Genomic DNA, 19,032 nt, shown 5'->3' with positions numbered 1-19,032 from the left:
CCGCGCTCCGCAGGCGTGTGGCGACGGACTCAGCGAGGCTCACCGGTCACCACCATCGTCGGAAAGGCGCAGCCGATCGGAGATACCGTGCCGATGACGTCCGCTGCCAGCACGGGGCGGCAGACCGCAGCGTCGAGGTCATTCACGCGACGGTGCTGCTGCCACTCGAGGATGTCGGCGTCGGTACAAGACAGGTTCGCGATTCGGCCATAGGCGCCGGTATACGAGACCATCGCTGAGTCCTCGTAGACCGCGAGGTAGTCCTGTTCGACACGATCCCAGACAAGCCGCAGGTTGCAGGGCACGGGCTTTGCGGATGCCTCGTCAGCGGTGGGCGAGGTGTGCGCGGCGATCGCGTAGCCGCCGGTTGCACCTCCGATCAGCAGCACTGCGCCGGTGAGGATCGCGATTGCTGCGATCCCGATGCGATTCTTCATGATTCCTCCTGAGGTTCGGTTGTCTTGGTCCTGCGGGTGGCGCGGGTCCGTCTTGGTTTCGGCTCGTCCTCCGGAACCGGCAGAACCACCGGCCGCGGCTTTGGGGCGAAGTAGGCGAGTGAGGCCTCGCGTATCTGTTCGTCAGGTGCGTAGGCCGCGCGTACCCTCTGCGGCGGCGTTCCGTTCTCCGCAAGGACGTAGGCAACGCCCGGCATGGAAGCTGAGATCTCGTGGCACAACGCACCAGCGGCGACCGCGCCGTCCCCGAGCACCATGGCGGTCTCGATCCGGTCACGCAGACGGAGTCCGACCGTCTGGGTGAACAGCCCGCGAGCCGGAATCGTCTCCTTGCGCGGATCCTGAAGGCACGCGAAGACGATGAAGCCGACTGCCCGGCCCTGAGAGGCGAGCGTCGCGATGGCAGCGTTCGCGCGCCGCAGCATCTCGCGATCCGTCTCGTACGCCGTGAGGGCAGCCAGTTCATCGATCAGCACGATCACTGTGGGGCTGTCGACGGACGGGGTGTGCTGACGCGTGATCCCGGCGAGCTTCCGTGCGCGATCCTGCATCTGATCGACGGCATCCTCGAGCAACGCGACCGAGTGGGCAGCGTCGGACGCGAAGCGAGTCAGCAGGTCGCGTCCCATCGCCAGTTCCATGCCGCCCTTGCGGTCGATGCCCCATACTTCGATCAATCCGGAATGGATCGGCTGCACGAGGCCGAGGAGGAGTCCCCACACGAGCGAGGCCTTTCCGCTGCCCGAGGAGCCCGCCACGAGCGTGTGGGGCCCGAGAGACAGCCGCCATTCGTCACCGCCGTCCGAGATGCCCATGAGGACAGAAGTGCCGTCCCAGGTGCCTCCGAGCGGAAAGCCGAAGGGCTGTGCCAGTGCATCGACGTACTCGATCCGTAGGGCGAGCGAACTGATCTGCTCGCCCACGACGGTCACGCGTACGGCGTTGAACGCCTGAGCGATGCGAGTCGTCGCCGCGACGAGATCTTCTCGGGCGACGCCCGGAGGCATCGATACCTGAAGGACGCACGTCGAGCCATCCCAGCTTGGGTTTCCCGCGCCGGTGACGATCTTTCGCCCGGAGTAGTCCTTGACCTCAAGTCCCAGCTGAACTGCGAGAGACGGCCAGGCACTGACAATCCACCTCGCGGTCTGCTCGTGCCAACGGCGCTGCAGAAGCGAGTCGAAGTGCCGAGCGGCGCGAATCCGACGCAACACGATGATCGAAGCCGCCACGATGACGGTCCAGTTGATGATCTGGCCGACGAAGGGCGCTGCGCTAAAGAACATGAGGATGAGCAGGAGGGGGAGTAGCCACCAGCCGCGTCGCCACAGCAGCGGCCACTCGCCCGCCCAGTAGGCGCGTTCGACACGCCAGGACCAGGTCATCACTCACCGCCCCGCGGCTTGCCCGCAGGCTTCATCTCGCGTGCGCGGAGGGAGAAGGCGACGCGAGGGCGGCCACCCGTCTCTTTGACGTAGGGCGTCACGGTGAGCCCGTCGAAGAAGACCGGCCGGAATGGCAGGCCATTGGCCTCCGGCGGTGCCGTCGGTTCCGCGATGCTCGCAATCTTGACCGTGACCTCGTTCTGGCCCTTTCGTGCCTCGGGATCTGCGTCGATGACGCGCACCTGCCACAGCGGGTGCCCCGAGTTCTTGTCGAGATCCTGTCCCTGACGCTGGCCGTCATCGGACCACTTCACGACCGCTTCGATCTCGCCGACCATGAACGCTCCGCGGGGGAAGTACGCCTCGAAGCTGACCGGGATTCCTGACTGCAGTGCCATATCTGGCTCCTCAAATAGGGGTAGTTCGCTTAGGTTTGTCACAGTACTTTGCACCTTTACTTAACGCAAGTACTTTGCGACACGAGATCCCGTAGTCTCGTGTGGTGGGCAAGAATCTGAATCAGTTACAGATACCGGCGCCGGTCGTCGGGCTGCTCTCCAACCTGTCCAAGGTCCGCACCGATCCGATCTCGGACTTCAACCGCTCGCGTGCCCCGAGGTGGACGCCTGTAGCAACGGACCTGCCTGAGGACGACACGGAGGAGTGGCTCTACCGGATCGCGGGTGTGAGTACCGAGCTTGCAGATCGCTCCGCGGACATCCGTGCGCTGATTACCGCCTACAGCCAGGCCGTCGCCGACCCGCGTCCAGAGCTCTCTGCTCTTGCCAAGTGGCAGCGCGTATCGCCGAGTGCTCTGCGACACCGCTACAACGAGCAGCACGTCCAGGCGGTGCGGGAACTTCTCAAGCCGGAGCCTCTCATCGACATCGTGCTCGAGCCCTTCATCTCGGTGGTCGACAGCGACTTCCGCGGAATCACGCCCGCGCTCGATGAGCAATTGAAGATTCGCGAGCGGATGCGCACGATCGTCTCGGAGGAGTTCATCGCGCTCTTCGGTGTGAATGCTCCGAAGCAGCTTGGCTTCGTCCGTAACCCCGCCGACGAGCGCATCACCCGTCCTATCGATGACCTGTCATCCTTCATGTCGACAGCGTTGAAGCGTCGAGAGCCGAAGCTCCTCACCGTGTTTGACACGTGGCACAAGCGGTTCCAGGCCCGTGCGGTCAAGCCTGAGGATGTCAAGGCGACGGCTACGCGAGTCCGACGAGTGACGAAGTGAGCCGATCTGTGAAGACTTTCTTTACTCGTTCAAGGCCGTCCTCCGGCCGGCCGGGGGCCCGCGCCTGCGGTGCGTGCGGTCCTCGCTCCGCTCCGGTCCGCGCGCTCCTCGACACGGTCCCCGCGCAACCTAGTCGCTCACTTACGGCAAGGTAGTGCTGACCCATGACATCGGTTGCGACGGCATTGACCCCCTACAGCCCCATTCACACGGCGGCACTTGACGAGCTCCTGGATACCTATAGCGGTAACTCAATCGATGTGAGTTTTCGGGATCTAGTTGGGCCGCTCCCGGCGGACGAGCGCACCCACAGTGCCTTTCCTTATCCCGCGCGCCTTCTGCGACACATTCCGCGAATGCTACTTAGTTGCGATCAGATCATCGGAGACATTGATCACGTGATCGATCCCTTCTGCGGGGCAGGAACCGTGCTTGTCGAAGCGCAGCACTTAGGGATTAGCGCTAGTGGAATCGAGCAGAATCCACTGGGTGCGCTTGCTTCTCGCGTCAAGACAACACCGCTCGACACACAGTCTTTCTTGGCCGTTTGTAGCTCCATACTTGAGACGGCGAAGCGAACGCGCCGCCACCTTGAGCCGAGTATGTACGTAAAGAAGTGGTACTCAGCGGAGGCATACTCGGCCCTCTGTCGACTCTCGTCGGCGGCAGCTGGGAGCTCCGGCGCACAGGCTGACGCAATCGCGCTGGTCTTGGCTCTAACAGCAAAACGCGTCGCGAACACTGACCGGCGTATTCACGTGCCCGTAAAGCCTCGAGAGCCGGTGGCGCGATTGGCTCGAGATGTATGGGAGACGTGGACAAAAGAAGCGAGCAAACTCGCACACAAACTCGATCGGCTGGACCCGCAGGCACTACGGGTGCAAGTGACTCTTGGCGATTCTAGAGAAGCCGAGCCATGGTTGCGTTCTCAGCAAGGGGGGCGGGCGCTGGTGTTCACAAGCCCGCCGTACGGAGCGGCGCAGAAGTACATCCGTAGCTCCAGCCTTGAGCTCGGCTGGCTCGGGTTCGCTGCAGATCGCGGCACCGTTGCACTTGAGCACAACAGCATTGGGCGTGAGCACCTCGCGCCAACCGACGCGAAAGTTACCGGTCTCGAGCGCCATCCTCGGATCGCCAACGTAGTCGAGGCCGCGCGTTTGTCCTCTCCGTCGCGGGGGGCAATTTACGCCACATACTTTTCGGATATGGAGCGCGTGATCGGACAGATTGAGCAACGAGCAGCACGTGTGGTGTTCATCTCGGGAACGAACACGGTCGCCGGAGTTGAGATCGATACATACGACTTGCTTGGCGGCATGCTGGAGGAATCAGGTTTCAGACGGACACTTAGCCTTCGCGACGAGATTAAGGGCCGAATGCTATTGACAAAACGAAGGTCGAACGCGATGCCGTCTCATGCCGAGTACATCGAGATCTTTGAGCGAGAGGCCTAGCCGATGTCTTCCTCGGACTCTCAATTTGCCGATCCTACCGATGAGGAGCGGCTTCATAGTCGTATACGCACGCTGTCTCAGGAAGCCTGGGACGGACGAGTCGCGGGCGCGGATGTCAACCGCTGGCTCGAGAACTTTGACGGTCGAGCCTTCGAGATCGACAAAGAAAGATTACACGCGCTCCATCTGCTGGCGAATTTTGACTTCTTCAACGTCGAGACTGTTCGGGGCATGTTGAAGTCGCTCTACCGCGATCTGTATCGGTATCCGCTCATTCAACGAGCTCGCGAGTCTCTCGGAGGGACACGAGAGTTTGATGTGCTCAACAGTCACTACCTCGACGAGTTGTCCGGGACTCGATTTCTAGGAATGGGTAACCCATCCGAAAGTGGTGCCCATCTACTCTACTACTTTCGGCAAGTAAACGGCCTGAGTAAAACACTCTTCATTCATCAACATGAAATTCTGAGTGACGCAGTTGGTGTCGCAAATAATTCTATCGCGATTCCAGGCTTGAAGAGACTGGTATTCGTCGATGATCTCATGGGGTCAGGGCAACAAGCTACTGAATATAGCAAAAAGCTATTGTCCTATGTCCGGACAGCGACGGCCAGTTCTCCTGATCCATTGGAAATCTGGTACTTCACCCTGTTTGCGCGACCAGCGGCCCTCGATCTCGTCCGCGCGCTACCATTTGATCGCGTCGAGGCAGTGCATGAAATTGATGACGCTGAGAAGGCATTCAGTGCTCAATCCAGAGTGTATCGAGCGCCGCCAGCCGGTGTCACTCTGGACGGGGGAAGACAGCTCGCGACAACGTACGGTAGTCGGCTCTTTCCTTCGCACCCCCTCGGCTATCTGGATGGACAGCTTCTTCTCGGGTTCGAACACAACGTTCCCGATAACTCGCTGCCCGTATTTTGGCTAAATGAGACGTCCGTTCCATGGGAACCCGTCTTCCCTCGCTTTCATAAGGTGAACTAATGCCCGTTAATCCGTTCGAAGTAACTAAGGCCGTCGACTTCACGGACGGCGAAATTGCCACACGGTTTGTTAGCTTCTCTGCTGCCGAGTACCCTCTCGTTGACCCACGTAGTCCCATCACGCAGTATCTTGTGGGCGGCAAAGGTGGTGGCCGCACGCATCTCATGCGCTATTACTCTTATCCGCTCCAGAAGGCGAGGGCACAGGGGAAAGGTGCACTCCTGAGCCGCCTCGAGGACGAGGGGTATGTCGGAATCTATGCACCTGCGAGCGGACTGGATGGCAGTCGCTTCGAAGGGGCACGCATCGAAGGCGATGCGTGGAGCAGCGTCTTCGCGCAGTCTCTTGAAGTTCGCCTCACCCTTCTCTTTCTGGATGTTTTGGTGGACATCCAGCGCACCGAAGAACCCTGGTCGCCAGAGCATCTCGATTCATTCGTGGCACGGCTGTCTCAACTTGTCGATGGCCTGCGGGCAGAGGAAACGACCGACCGGCTGAAAGACGTGCGGGATGCTCTCGCGGATCTTCAACGGGTGGTTGATGCCGCAGTGAACAACGCCCCGCTTACTCGCAATCTTGACGTGACTATCCGGTTCAACGCCGGCTCGCTGTTGTTCGGTGTAGGAACGCTTGCGCAGTCGTGCCTCCCCGGACTCGAGAACATCAAGATCACTTACATGTTGGACGAGCTCGAAAACCTCACTGCAAGCCAGCAGATGTTTGTGAACACCCTTGTAAGAGAGAAGCAACTCCCCACGTCCTTCCTGATCGGCTCTCGCGAATGGGGGATCCGGACCCACATGACACTGAGCGCGGGCGAAGAGAACCGGGAAGGAAGTGAGTTTCGCAAAGTAGTCCCTGAAACGACTTACAGCCAGAGCGAAGACTCGTACAAGAAGTTCTGTCTAGACATGATCAAGAAGCGGCTACGAGAGGCAGGGCTGCCCGACGAGCGAGCCTCACGCTGGACGGATAAGTTGGAAGCTCCGCGGAGTTCACCGCTGCTTGATTCTCAGCTCTTGGAGGCAGTCGGCGAAGGTGAACGGTACTATCTTCGAAGCCTCCAAGATGCGGTCTTCAAGTCGACTTCGGATATAGCACTCGCGCGCGAGGCAGTCTCAGCAGTGATGTTCGACGAGCATCCGTTGCTCGAGAAGCTAACGATTCTTCGAGCGTTCCAGGCGTGGAGCAAGGCGAAGGTATTCAGCCCGCGTCATTTCACGGCCGCGCGCGCCTTCATTGAGCCGCTCGCGACGGGGGAGGGTGTATCGAAGCAACTCAACAACTTTCTAAACTTGTGGAAACATGATATGGCCGCGCAGATATTTGCCGACCACGCTACGGAGCAACCGTACTCGGGAGTCGACGCGTTGATTTCAATGTCAGGGCACCTTCCCCGTAGCCTTTTAGTTACGTTGAAGTACATAACGTCTCGAGCAGAGTGGCGAGGCGAGGGGCCTTTCTCGGGCAGTGATGTAATACCGGTGTCGACTCAGTCCGCTGGAGTAAGAGAGGCGTCCGCCTGGTATCTCAATGATGTTAGACCTCTTGGCGACGCGGGAACTTACTGTGACCGAGCGGTACGACGTTTAGGCTCTCTTTTGCGTGATATACGCTACTCTGATAAGCCAACCGAAGTTAGTGTTTCCACCTTCTCGTCGAACCTGGAGGGTATAAACGAGGCTACGCGCGACGTTATAAATGACTGTGTCAAGTATCGAATGCTGTTGGAAGTTCCGGGTGGAAGACAGGCGCGCAATCAAGGATCCGTTCATCGGAAGTACCAGCTCCATCCCATGCTCGCGCCATTCTTCGGTCTTGGTTTCGGGCGGCGTGGCGACCTCACGCTCTCGGGCGAGGAAGTTTCTGCCCTATTCTCGCCTGAGTCTGATGAGGCGGATTTCAGAACCGTTGCCAAGCGCAAGACTGCGCCGCTAAGGGCGCCGTTTACGACATCGAACGCGGAGCAGCTGTTCTAGTCATGTACGACTACAGTATTTTCAGTAAGAACCGACGCACTCCGGCCGAGCTCGCTGAAGCTTCTTTTGACGTCCTCGTGTCAGCTTTCAACGATTCGGAGCGCGTGCGCCGTGTGTTCGATCTGTTGCCTGCCGCTGAAAAATATTGGGTGGTTCACAGCGAGTACGGGTATGCCGACGGCGAGTTGCCAAGCGAAGCGTGTTGGACACCTGACCCGAGGGAGTCTGAGATTGAAGCCTGGGAGCGTTGTTTTAGCGACCTGGCGATTACTCCCGACGCCAAGATTGCGATCGACATCACCGGGATGATGCGGCCCCATCTGTTACTCCTGCCGCTAATGCTGCAACGCGCTGGGTTCAAGGAGGCCACGCTTCTCTACTCTGACCCGGTTTCCTACGTGTCTGGTCAGGCGACCACGTTTACGAAGGGGCCGGTTGAGCGGGTCGCGGTAGTACCTGGCTATGCCGGGGCTCACCGGACTTCGATTGATGCCCGCGATTGTCTCATTATCGGTGCCGGTTACGATCATGAGCTCGTTAAGGCAGTCGCCGAGAGTAAGAGAAATGCCGATCATTATGTCCTTGTGGGGATGCCCGGGCTCCAGCCGCATATGTATCAAGAGAGCGTCTACCGGATTTCTCAGGCGAAAGAGTCGATCAATGACTTCAGATCTCGAAGCCTGCTCTACGCCCCAGCCAATAATCCATTCATGACAGCACAAGTGCTCAGCGATCACCTAACGTCATTGCGACGAAAGGGCGAAGTCGACAACGTCTATCTCGCGCCTGTGGGGCCAAAGTCGCAAGTGTTGGGGTTCGCTTGGTACTTCCTATGTGAGGGTCTGGGTACGCCGACAAGCATTCTCTTTCCCTACGCGCAGCGTTACAGCCGCGAAACGTCGGCCGGACTGAGTGCGATCCACGAGTACAAACTGGAACTGGACGCTATCGTCCGACCTGGCGGTAACTGATCCAGCGCCGGTCTTGTCTCGAGCGCGTCGCTTCCTGGCCGGAGCCGAACAGGATCAGCCAACGCAATGCTCACGCACAGTGCAGTATTGGTAGCATGACGTCATCTAGTCGCCGTTTCAAGACAGTTCGCGCGAGCACGAAAGAGCTCTTGGCAGCAGGCGAGCAACCGCATATTGAGTTCAAGAGCATGGTTGCAGTCGGCAGCGTCGCGAAGCAGGCGGCAGCTGGGGCTAACTATGTCGCGCACCAGCCTGCAGCGAAGGTCTACACAATTGTCTTCGGCGTCGCTGAGAAGGATTCTGATGTTCCCGGGGTCAAGGTCGGTTCCGTCGTTGGACTCCTCGATGGCGCCGGCACTCCACTCGATCTCGATGCGCTGCAGTTGCAGATCGGTCAGACGATCCATGACAGTGTGCTTCCTCCTCCGGCAGTCATCATCTACCAAGAGAACGTTGCGACGAAGCCGATACTCGTTGTCGAAGTTCGTCCAACAACCGCGCCGCACATCGTGGGCGAGCGCTGGAATATACGTGGTGTCGGTGGGATCCAACCGATGAAGCAGGATCAGGCACTGCAGATCTTCAAGAATCAGCGTCTGTCGGCGTGGATCGACGAATTCGAGGGCAGCGATCCGCTCAAGCACGCTCTGCGCGCAATTCAACAGTCGATTGAGGACTTCCGATGGGCGCGTACGAGAGAGGACCAAGATCCGGGATTGCCGCCTGACCTCGCTCCGATTGAAGCCAGCATCCGCGACGTAGACGAATTGCTGCAATCGCTCGAAAGCCGAGTTGGTGAAGTCGCCGACGGAGTTGACCGTCTACGAATGCAGAGCGACGAGTTGCTGAGCAACTTCGGCCAGATGACTAGCGAGATCGCGTGGTGGGCAGTCATGCGAGGTAGGCAGAGTCGGATGATGACGATTCACGGGTTCGCGTCTGATATCGAGGCAGAGCACAGGAGGCTCGTCGATGATCTGTTCGACGAGTATCTGGGCGAGACGGCCGACGTGTCGTTGTACTCCGCGAACGTGGCGGAGGCAGCTGCGTACAGAACGCTTCGGCGCGCCGGCTCAGAGGTGAGTCGGCAGGCGTCGGCAGCTTCCGATCTGGTGAGCGCGGCGCTGTGGCGGATCAACGCCATGCCGCCGATATTCGGTATCAGCTGGGTCGACGACGTTCGGGAATCTACCGATGCAGAGTCAGAAGTGCGCGCACGCCACGAAAGGGTTCGAGACGTGGAGCGTGAGGTTGGGCTCCTGCGCCTTCCTGGCCTCACACGGGCGCGCCTGCATTCGCGACTTGGGGCGCGCGTGGACTCGCGCGTGCGCATTCTGAGCGTTCCCACGACCACAGGTGTGTATCGAATTGGGGTGCCCGAGACTGGAGACGTTTGGCCCATCGTGTTCTCCCCAGGGGTGTACGTTGATGAAAGCGCGCCCGGGGACCTGTTGACCGTCGTGGATAGTCTCGGAGCACTGGTAGCTGAGAGCGGCGGTTCCAGCTGGTGTATCGAAGGTCCGGCGGTTGCTATCCCTACAGCCTAGGAAGCTGGGATCACGCGGCATCAGGTGGAAAGTGTGCAGGCGTGCCGGTTTTGTGCCGGTAGCTCCGCTGAAACCATCCTCAACCAGCTGTCACCAACCGTGACGGCTGCCGCGGAATCACACGGCAAACCGAGGTGAACCACTACCCGCTGGACTGCAGGATCTAACTCATAATCGTGAGGTCGCGGGTTCAAGCCCCGCTCCTGCTACAGATGAAAACCCCCGGTGAAGCCGGGGGTTTTGTCGTTTCCGCTGAGACGAGGTCACGCGGCCGCCTTGGTCGTCGGCGGGTGCTCGCCGGCATCCTCGGGGTCGAATTCGGCACCTCCGAGCATGAAGATCCCGCGTTGCGGCATCCAGAAGTCGCCGAGGCGTGTCTGCTCGTCCAGCGGTGCGACCTCGCCGAGATCCTGGCCTCTCAGCGACGCCGAGGAATCCTCGACGATCCACATGCGCCGCACCCTCGCCCGGAAGCGCTGACGATTCGGCGTGCGACCCGTCATGCCGATCCGGCCTGCGCGCAACGATGGTCCTGCGACACCGCCGAGGGCGGACAGGAACATGCCGTTGCGCCAGAAACCGTCAGGCAGCGCGCTCGCCATGCCCGACATCATTCGGGTCATTCCCGTCTCGGCGAGGGCGACGGTCCAGTGCAGGTCGACGTCGTCCACGATGCGTACGGTGAACGCCGACGCGCCGGTCCAGTCCACCGCGATCTCGTGGACCGAGGTCGCATCCAACGCACTCCCGAAGTAGCGCGGGCAGGACAGGCTCGCAGCGATCGTCGTGTAGATGGTCCACGCGCCGTCCGGAGCACGCAGCCAGACGGAGGTGTAGCCGGGGCCGACCGAGGTCACGGGGAACCGCCGCAGACCGAGGACGTACTCGGACCGGAACGGCAGGCTCATCAGGGCGTAGCCGGCGAAGCGCTCCGACGCGCCGGGGGAGAGTCCGTCGTGGCTCTCGGCGGCGGTGGCGAGTTCGCGGGCGCTGGGCATGATGCCTCCGGTGCTGACGCTACTCCGGAACGAGGCACCCGGACAGGGGATGTCCGTGCCACTCGCCGGGCGGTGCCCGCCGCTCGATAGAGTGCTGACCATGTCTGCGACGAAGGTGTTGTTCATCGGTGGAACCGGAATCATCTCCTCGGCGGCGAGTGCGCTCGCGGCCGAGCGGGGAATGGAGGTGACGCTGCTGAACCGCGGGCAGTCCCGACGGGCGCCGACACGCGGCGTCGAGGTGCTCACGGCTGACATCTCGGATGCCGCGGCCGTCGACGCCGCTCTCGCCGGCCGCGAGTTCGACGTCGTCGCCGACATGATCGCGTTCACGCCGGACCAGGTGCAACGCGACATCGACCGCTTCGAGGGCCGCACAGGACAGTACGTGTTCATCAGCTCGGCCTCGGCCTATCAGAAGCCCGTCGCGCGCCTCCCGATCACCGAGTCGACGCCGCTGCGCAACCCGTACTGGCAGTACTCGCGCGACAAGATCGCGTGCGAGGACCTGCTCTCTGCGGCCTATCGCGATCGCGGATTCCCGGTCACGGTGCTGCGTCCCTCCCACACCTACGACAAGTGGACCATCCCCGCGTTCGGCGGCTGGACCGCGATCGACCGTATCCGCCGCGGCGACGAGATCATCGTCCACGGTGACGGCACGTCGCTGTGGACGCTCACCCATTCGCGCGATTTCGCGGCCGGGTTCGTCGGGCTGCTCGGCAATCCGCTCGCCTACGGCGACACCTTCCAGATCACGAGCGATTTCGTCTACACGTGGAATGAGATCTATTCGATCCTCGGACGCGCCGCGGGGGCCGAGCCGAGGATCCGCTACGCCACCAGCGCCGCGATCGAGCAGGCGGCACCTGACCGCGCCGGGCAGCTCACCGGCGACATGGCGCACTCCGTCGTCTTTGACAACGCGAAGATCCGCAGCCTGGTGCCCGACTTCGCTCCGACGACGCCGCTGCATCACGCGGCGCGGGAGATCATCGACTGGCACGACGCGCACCCAGAGCTCCAGCGCGTCGATCCGGCGATGAACGACCTGTTCGACCGGCTGCTCGCCTAGCGGAATCCCGCGCATACCGGGAGCGGACACCGTCCGCGACCGGACCTGACCCGAGACGTCATGACTTCTCGGGTGCTTCGGCGACCGCTCCGAGCTGGGATCGCATCGTGATCGTCATCATCCAATTGTGGGTATTGACAACTTATTCTCCCGCCGCCTACGCTTCAGAAAGTCTCGCCTAATATTCCGAAACTTTTAGTGGGCGAGCGACACAGCCACCATCTCGAAGAGGAGAACCATGGTTCGTTCAATGCGCAGGACAGCGTGGGTGCGCGCAGCAGCGGCGACGGGGGTGGTCGCAGCGCTCATCTCGACGAGCGCCTGCACCGCCGAAAGCGGCGATGCGTCGGAAGTCGACATCGAGGCGCAGTCCGTCGGCGCGATGGAGGACTTCGCCGCCGACGAGCAGTTCAAGGCGACCGAGCCCATCGACGTCTCGATGCTCTGGACCGACTGGCCGGAGGTCCCCGTGACGGATGACTGGGAGATCTTCGACGTGATCGAGGAGCGCACCGGCGTCACGATCGATCTGACCCACATCCCGTTCAGCGACGCGACCGAGAAGCGCAGTCTGCTGATCTCGGCCGGTGATTCGCCCACAGTGATCCCGCTCGTCTACACCGGCGAAGAGGCTCCGTTCGTGTCCTCCGGCGCCGTTCTGCCGATCAGTGACTACGTCGAGTACATGCCGAACTTCCAGAAGTACGTCGAGGAATGGGACCTCGGCGACATGATCGACCGTCTCAAGCAGGCCGACGGCAAGTACTACATGGTCCCGGGCCTCCAGGAGGTCTCGGTGCCGGTGTTCTCCCTCGTGATCCGCAAGGACGTCTTCGACGAGGTCGGTGCACCCGCACCCGAGACGTGGGAGGACCTGCGCACCGGCCTCGAGCTCATCAAGGCGAAGTACCCCGACTCCCAGCCGCTGGCGGACGGATTCGAAGGCCAGTCCATGCTCAACTACGCCGCGCACGCGTTCGGCACCCAGGCCGGCTGGGGCTTCGGCGACGGCACGATCTGGAACGAGGAGAAGGGCGAACTCGAATACGCGGGCGCCTCGGAGGGCTACCGCGACATGGTCGAGTTCTTCCACGGCCTCGTGGAGGACGGTCTGCTCGACACCGAGTCGTTCACGGCGTCCGATGCCGGTGGTGGAGCCGCGAACGTGGCCGAGAAGATGGCCAACAACCAGGTGTTCGCCGCATCGGGTTCCAACGGCACCGTGAACGAGTTCGCGACGGCGCTGGATGCGACCGCAGGCGCCGGCAACTACGAGCTGGTCCAGATCGCGCCCCCTGGTGGAGAAGCCGGCATGATCGTCGAGCCGCGCAACTTCTGGAACGGCTTCATGCTGAGCGCCGACATCGCCGAGTCGCCGAACTTCCTCGCGACGCTGCAGTTCCTCGACTGGCTGTACTACAACCCCGAGGCCCGCGAGATGCTTCGGTGGGGCGTCGAGGGGGAGACCTACGAGAAGGACGCCGACGGGACCATCACGCTGAAGCCCGAGTTCTCGCTCGACGACTTCAACATCAACCGCGGCGCGCCGACCGACATCAAGACGGACCTGGGATGGTCCAACGACGTGCTGGCCGGCTCGACCGAGTCCCGGTCGCTCAAGGAGTCCTACAACGCGCCGCAGTTCGTGGAGTACATCGACACGGTGCTGTCGACCCGTACGCCGCGTGACCCGAGCCCGCCCGCGCCGCTGGACGAGGCCGAGCTCGAGCAGGCATCGCTGATGTCGACGCCGCTGTCGGATGCCGTCCGCACCGCCACCCTGCAGTTCATCCTCGGCGACCGCGATCTCGCGGAGTGGGATGCCTATGTGGCGGAGCTCGAAGCCGCAGGCATGCAGAACTACGTCGAGCTCGTCGACGGCGCACGCGAGCGCTTCGCGGAGCAGAACGGCTGACGTGCTTCCGGGTCGCCGACATCGCGTCGGCGGCCCGGAAAGCGTCGAAGGACGACGAACATGACCTCAACGACGACGGATGCGGCCGTCCCGGTGACGCCGCTGAACGACTCTCCGCCCGGAGCGACCACGACGCGCGTGATCACCACGGCCGGTCGTGCGCCCCGTGGTTCGCGCCGCAAGGCGCGCACACCCTGGCGCAAGGCGCTGCGCCGCGACTGGCAGCTCTACGCGCTCGCGCTGCTGCCGGTGATCTTCCTGCTGATCTTCCGCTACATCCCGATGCTCGGCAACGTCATCGCGTTCCGCAGATTCCGTCCGGGCGGAAGCATCTTCGGCGAGGAATGGGTCGGGCTGCGCTACGTGCAGATGTTCATCAACGATCCGGCCTTCTGGCAGGTGTTCGCGAACACCGTCATCCTCGGCGGTCTGACCCTGCTGATCACCTTCCCGCTGCCGATCATCCTGGCTCTCCTGCTCAACGAGGTGCGCAAGCGCTCGTTCAAGCGGATCGTGCAGTCGATCTCCTACCTGCCGCACTTCCTCTCCGTCGTGATCGTCGTCGGCATGGTCATGCAGCTGCTGTCGCTGCAGGGAACCGTCAACCAGGTCATCACGGCCATGGGCGGCGAGGCGATCCCGTTCCTCCAGCGTCCGGAATGGTTCCGCACGATCTACGTCGGCTCCGAGGTGTGGCAGACCGTCGGATGGGGCACGATCCTCTACCTCGCGGCGCTCACGACGATCGACGAGTCCCTGTACGAGGCGGCGCGCATCGACGGTGCGAACCGTCTGCAGCAGGTCTGGCACGTGACCCTTCCCGGCATCCGGCCCACCATGATCACCCTGCTGATCCTCAACATCGGCGCGTTCCTCAACGTCGGGTTCGAGAAGGTGCTGCTGCTGTACAACCCGCTGACGTACTCGACGGCGGACGTCATATCGACATATCTCTACCGTGTCGGCCTCGTGTCGAACAATCTCAGCTATGCCGCGGCGATCGGACTCTTCCAGGCTCTCATCGGCCTGGTGATGGTCCTCGGCGCGAACTATCTGTCCCGACGAATGGTGGGAACGAGCCTGTGGTGACCATGACCCAGCGGACGCCGGTGCCGCGCAGAACCTCCGGCCCGAGAGACTCGATCGGCTACCGCGCGTTCACGATCATCAACACGACGCTGCTGGTGCTCGTGTGCCTCGCGATGCTCTATCCGTTCGTCACCGTGATCGCCCAGTCGTTCAGCTCGCCCGGCGCGATCAAGGCCGGACAGGTGAGCTTCTGGCCGGTCGGATTCAACGTCGACACCTACGCGGCCGTGATGGGCAACGGGATGTTCTGGCGCAACTACGGCAACACGGTGTTGTACACCGTCGTCGGCACCGCGATCGCGATGGCGCTCACGACGACCTACGCGTACGTGCTCTCCAAGCATCACCTGCGCGGTCGAGGCGTCCTCATCGGCATCGCCGTCTTCACCATGTTCTTCAACGGCGGCCTGGTGCCCAACTACGTGCTCATCTCGTCGCTCGGCATGAAGAACACGATGTGGGCGATCGTGCTCCCCGGGGCGATCTCAGTGTTCAACCTGCTCGTGATGAAGTCGTTCTTCGAGAACCTGCCGCACGAACTCGAGGAGGCCGCGCAGATCGACGGGCTCGGCTGGTTCGGGATCTTCACGCGTATCGTGCTGCCGCTGTCGAAGGCGGTGATCGCGACGATGATCCTGTTCTACTCGGTGGCGTTCTGGAACGACTGGTTCGGGGCGTTCCTGTACTTGGACAAGAACGAGCTGTTCCCCGTGACGCTGTTCCTGCGCAACATCATCGCAGGGGCCTCCACGACGGCGACCGAGAGCGCCGCGGCAGGCGGCAGCGCGGCGGATCTGAACCCGAACATCCAGTCGGTCACGATGATCCTGACGGTCATCCCGATCCTCTGCGTGTACCCGTTCGTGCAGCGGTTCTTCGTCTCGGGCGTCATGCTCGGCTCGGTGAAGGGCTGATCGTGGCGGATCGACTGGTCGATGAGGTGGGCAGCAGCCATCTGTCGAGGGCGGCGGCGGTCGTCTACCGGTGGATGGTCCTCGCCGCCTTCCTCGCGCTCTTGGGCGCACCGACCGTGCTCGCCTGGATGGCGCTGGGGCTGTCGGAGGGGGCATCCCCGATGCTCTACGTGATCGCACTGGCGCCGGTGGCTCCTGCACTCTCCGCAGCGCTGTACGCGCAGCGCGCGTGGGAGGAGAACCCGGATCTCCGTCCGGCGCTGCCGCTGTGGCGCGGGCTCGCGCGCAATCTGAAGGACGTCCTCGTCTGGTGGGCTCCCGTGCTCGTCGGCGCCGGCATCCTCGTCGTCAACGCGACGGCGGGGGATGCCGTGCCAGGCGCGGTCATCCTTCGACCCGTCGCCGTGGTCCTGCTCGTCCTCGTGCTGTTGTGGTCGGCGCACCTGCTCGTCGTGACGTCCTACTTCTCCTTCCGCGCCCGCGATGCGATGCGCATCGCGGCAGCCGAACTGTTCACGCAATGGCGCACGACGCTCGCGTTCGCGTGCCTGGCGTTCGTGGCCGCCGCCGTCGTGACGCTGACGTCCGAGGCCGTCCTCCTGCTGTGCGCCTGGGCGTTCGCGCTGCTGCTGCGCGTGCTCTCCCGACCTGTCGAAACCGATGTGAGAACGAGGTTCACCCGATGACCGCCATCCTGACGTCCTCGCGTTACCAGCACCGATCCGTCGATGCCCGTGTTCTCGTGCTCGACGCGCAGGGGCAGCCGCTGCGCGACCACGACGTGACGGTCGCGCAGGTGCGGCACGAGTTCGGCTTCGGCTGCACGGCGCCCGGCGCACCGGACTCCGCGCTGCTCACGCAGTGGCTCGACCTGTTCGACACCGCGACGCTTCCGTTCTACTGGGGGCGGTACGAGCCGGAGCCGGGGCGCACCGACGTCGTCGAGCTGACGCGACGCGCGCGTGAACTGGCGGCGCACGGCGTCCGGCTCAAGGGGCACCCTCTCGTCTGGCACACGGTCAAGGCCCCGTGGGTCGATCGGCTGCCGCTCGACGACGCCGAGCGCGTGCTGCGCGAGCGCATCCGACGTGAGGTGACCGATTTCGCAGGGCTCATCGACACCTGGGACATCGTCAACGAAGCCGTCATCATGCCCCGTTTCGAGAACGAGCCGGACGGCGTCCGCAACGCGATCACCCGGTTGTGCGAGAAGTACGGTCGTGTCGAGTTCATCCGAGCGGCCGTGGATGAGGCGCGTTCGGTGAGTCCCGACGCCGTGCTGGTCCTGAACGACTTCGATCTCGGTCCCGAGTACGAGCGGCTGATCGAGGAGGTGCTCGAGTCGGGCGTCCGCATCGACGCCATCGGGCTGCAGTCCCACATGCACAAGGGGTACCGCGGCGAGGAGCAGGTGCACGAGATCTGCGAACGCTTCTCGCGGTTCGGGCTGCCGCTGCACTGGACGGAGACATCACTGCTGTCCGGCGACCTCATGCCGCGGCACATCGAGGACCTCAACGACTACGTCGTGGACGAATGGCCGTCGACTCCGGAGGGAGAACAGCGCCAGGCCGACGAGATCGTGCGGCACTATCGGGCCCTCGTCGAGCATCCGGCCGTGTCGGCGGTCACGTACTGGGGCTTCGACGACGCGACCGCATGGCTGAACGCGCCGAGCGGGCTGATCCGCCGCGACGGCTCGGCCAAGCCGGCCTACGACGCCCTGCGCGGGCTCGTGCGCGGCGAGTGGTGGCTTGGATCCGCCGTGACCCGCACCGATGCCGACGGCCGGATCCCGCTGCGCGCATTCGCCGGCGAGTTCGAGGTCGTCGCGGGCGGGCGGCGCGGTTCCGTGTCCGTGGGGACGCGCGACGAGCAGGTGCGGGTCACCGTGGAGTGATGCGGACCGGAGGCGCGGACGCCTCGATCGACGGGGTCGTCCCGCCCGCCGATCCACGGCGTTTCGCGCGTAGGATGGGACGCACATTCCGCTGGGGGAGAGAGACAGAATGCCACGAGGTGGTGCGACGATCGCGACGATCGCGAAAGAAGTCGGCGTCTCGGTTCCCACCGTCTCCCGCGTGCTCAACGGCCGCAGCGATGTCGCGCCGGCCACTCGGCGGCTCGTCGAGGAGGCGCTGGCGCGTCACGAGTACCGCAAGCCCGTCGGGGCCGCCTCTCCCACGAAGACCGACGGTCTGCTCGACCTCGTCTTCCACGAGTTCGGCAGCGCGTGGGCGCAGGAGATCATCGTCGGCGTCGAGAAGGCGGCCGCCCCTCGGCGCGTCGGCGTCGTCCTGAGCGAGCTGGGTGGTTCGCACCGGCCGCCGCAGGAGTGGATCGACAGCATCACCTCCCGCGGCACGCGCGGTGTGCTGCTGGTCCTGTCGCGTCTGGACGACACCCAGCAGCGCCAGCTGACCGCGCGATCCATCCCGTTCGTCGTGCTCGACACCGACGGCGAGACGCCGGCCGGTGTGCCGACCGTCGGGTCGAACAACTGGAGCGGCGGCCTCTCCGCGACGCGTCACCTGCTCGAACTCGGGCATCGGCGCATCGCGGTCATCTCCGGCCCGGAAGAGGTGCTGTGCAGTCGCGCACGCGTGGACGGGTTCCGCAGCGCCCACGGCGAGTACGGCGTCGAGGTCGATCCGACGATGGTCAGATGGGGCAATTTCGAAGTCGCAGCCGGCTACGAGCACGGCCTCGAGCTGCTGCGGCGCCCTGACCGCCCCACGGCGGTGTTCGCCGGCTCGGATTCGCAGGCCCTCGGCCTCATCCGCGCCGCACATGAACTCGGTCTGCGGGTGCCCGCGGATCTCTCGGTGGTCGGGTACGACGATCTGCCGCTCGCCTCGTGGCTCGCACCGTCGCTTACGACGGTGCGTCAGCCGCTCGCCGAGATGGCCGCACTCGCCACGCAGATGCTGATGTCTCTGTCCGACGGCGAGCCGCTGGCATCGCAGAAGGTCGAGCTCGGCACGGAGCTGATTACCCGGGAGTCGACGGCGCCGCCGGCGTCGTGA

17 protein-coding genes are annotated in these 19,032 nt (G+C 63.1%); 13 read left to right on the top strand and 4 right to left on the bottom strand.

The window, feature by feature from the left end:
* Window positions 1-29: 29 nt before the first annotated feature.
* From OED01_RS12310 to OED01_RS12300, 3 genes are read right to left on the bottom strand one after another with little or no spacing between them, the layout of a single operon-like run.
* A complete protein-coding gene (locus OED01_RS12310) occupies window positions 30-437 on the bottom strand; it encodes a hypothetical protein (protein WP_264155573.1) in 408 nt (135 codons plus the stop codon).
* Entirely contained in the window at window positions 434-1,840 is a 1,407-nt protein-coding gene (locus OED01_RS12305; protein WP_264155572.1) for an FtsK/SpoIIIE domain-containing protein, read from the bottom strand. Before OED01_RS12305 ends, OED01_RS12310 begins: the two co-directional genes overlap by 4 nt.
* Window positions 1,840-2,238, bottom strand: a complete 399-nt coding sequence (locus OED01_RS12300) for a plasmid replication, integration and excision activator (RefSeq protein WP_264155571.1) — start codon at window positions 2,236-2,238, stop codon at window positions 1,840-1,842. Before OED01_RS12300 ends, OED01_RS12305 begins: the two co-directional genes overlap by 1 nt.
* 104 nt (window positions 2,239-2,342) lie before the next feature.
* Here OED01_RS12300 and OED01_RS12295 point away from each other — a divergent pair, with 104 nt between their 5' ends.
* The 6 genes from OED01_RS12295 (at window position 2,343) to OED01_RS12270 (ending at window position 10,015) form a co-directional block, all read left to right on the top strand.
* Complete coding sequence (locus tag OED01_RS12295) at window positions 2,343-3,080, top strand: hypothetical protein (protein ID WP_264155570.1); 738 nt, start codon at window positions 2,343-2,345, stop codon at window positions 3,078-3,080.
* Window positions 3,081-3,478: 398 nt separating this feature from the next.
* Complete coding sequence (locus OED01_RS12290; protein WP_264155569.1) at window positions 3,479-4,534, top strand: hypothetical protein; 1,056 nt, start codon at window positions 3,479-3,481, stop codon at window positions 4,532-4,534.
* A 3-nt stretch (window positions 4,535-4,537) separates the two neighbouring features.
* Entirely contained in the window at window positions 4,538-5,518 is a 981-nt protein-coding gene (locus OED01_RS12285) for a phosphoribosyltransferase-like protein (RefSeq protein WP_264155568.1), read from the top strand.
* A complete protein-coding gene (locus OED01_RS12280; protein WP_264155567.1) occupies window positions 5,518-7,497 on the top strand; it encodes an ORC-CDC6 family AAA ATPase in 1,980 nt (659 codons plus the stop codon). Before OED01_RS12285 ends, OED01_RS12280 begins: the two co-directional genes overlap by 1 nt.
* 2 nt (window positions 7,498-7,499) lie before the next feature.
* Window positions 7,500-8,468: a hypothetical protein gene (locus OED01_RS12275; protein WP_264155566.1), complete on the top strand. Its 969-nt coding sequence runs from the start codon at window positions 7,500-7,502 to the stop codon at window positions 8,466-8,468.
* A 149-nt stretch (window positions 8,469-8,617) separates the two neighbouring features.
* A complete protein-coding gene (locus tag OED01_RS12270; RefSeq protein WP_264155565.1) occupies window positions 8,618-10,015 on the top strand; it encodes an AlbA family DNA-binding domain-containing protein in 1,398 nt (465 codons plus the stop codon).
* Between the two features lie 263 nt (window positions 10,016-10,278).
* On the opposite strand, the gene OED01_RS12265 is transcribed toward OED01_RS12270, so the two are convergent.
* A complete protein-coding gene (locus tag OED01_RS12265; RefSeq protein WP_264155564.1) occupies window positions 10,279-11,013 on the bottom strand; it encodes a hypothetical protein in 735 nt (244 codons plus the stop codon).
* A 100-nt stretch (window positions 11,014-11,113) separates the two neighbouring features.
* Between OED01_RS12265 and OED01_RS12260 the strand changes: the two genes are divergently transcribed.
* The 7 genes from OED01_RS12260 to OED01_RS12230 all read left to right on the top strand — a co-directional run bounded on the left by OED01_RS12260 (window position 11,114) and on the right by OED01_RS12230 (window position 19,032).
* Entirely contained in the window at window positions 11,114-12,088 is a 975-nt protein-coding gene (locus OED01_RS12260; protein ID WP_264155563.1) for an NAD-dependent epimerase/dehydratase family protein, read from the top strand.
* 250 nt (window positions 12,089-12,338) lie between these two features.
* Window positions 12,339-14,003 (top strand): ABC transporter substrate-binding protein, encoded by a 1,665-nt coding sequence (locus OED01_RS12255; RefSeq protein ID WP_264155562.1) that lies wholly within the window; start codon window positions 12,339-12,341, stop codon window positions 14,001-14,003.
* A gap of 60 nt (window positions 14,004-14,063) precedes the next feature.
* Window positions 14,064-15,092 (top strand): ABC transporter permease, encoded by a 1,029-nt coding sequence (locus tag OED01_RS12250; RefSeq protein ID WP_264155561.1) that lies wholly within the window; start codon window positions 14,064-14,066, stop codon window positions 15,090-15,092.
* A 2-nt stretch (window positions 15,093-15,094) separates the two neighbouring features.
* On the top strand, window positions 15,095-16,006 hold the full coding sequence (locus tag OED01_RS12245; RefSeq protein ID WP_264157969.1) for a carbohydrate ABC transporter permease: 912 nt from the start codon (window positions 15,095-15,097) through the stop codon (window positions 16,004-16,006).
* A 2-nt stretch (window positions 16,007-16,008) separates the two neighbouring features.
* Window positions 16,009-16,692 carry a hypothetical protein gene (locus OED01_RS12240; protein ID WP_264155560.1) on the top strand — a complete coding sequence of 228 codons (684 nt, stop codon included), beginning with the start codon at window positions 16,009-16,011 and terminating at the stop codon, window positions 16,690-16,692.
* Window positions 16,689-17,906, top strand: coding sequence for an endo-1,4-beta-xylanase (locus OED01_RS12235; protein WP_264155559.1), 1,218 nt, complete (start codon window positions 16,689-16,691; stop codon window positions 17,904-17,906). The genes OED01_RS12240 and OED01_RS12235 overlap by 4 nt, the downstream gene beginning before the upstream one ends.
* A gap of 109 nt (window positions 17,907-18,015) precedes the next feature.
* The gene (locus OED01_RS12230) at window positions 18,016-19,032 is read left to right on the top strand and encodes a LacI family DNA-binding transcriptional regulator (protein WP_264155558.1); all 1,017 of its coding nucleotides are present in this window, start codon (window positions 18,016-18,018) and stop codon (window positions 19,030-19,032) included.

The sequence above is a fragment of the Microbacterium sp. M28 genome (genome assembly GCF_025836995.1).
Lineage (GTDB): Bacteria > Actinomycetota > Actinomycetes > Actinomycetales > Microbacteriaceae > Microbacterium.
Note: the sequence above shows the minus strand (reverse complement) of the source record. Positions and strands in the feature narration are given on the sequence as shown.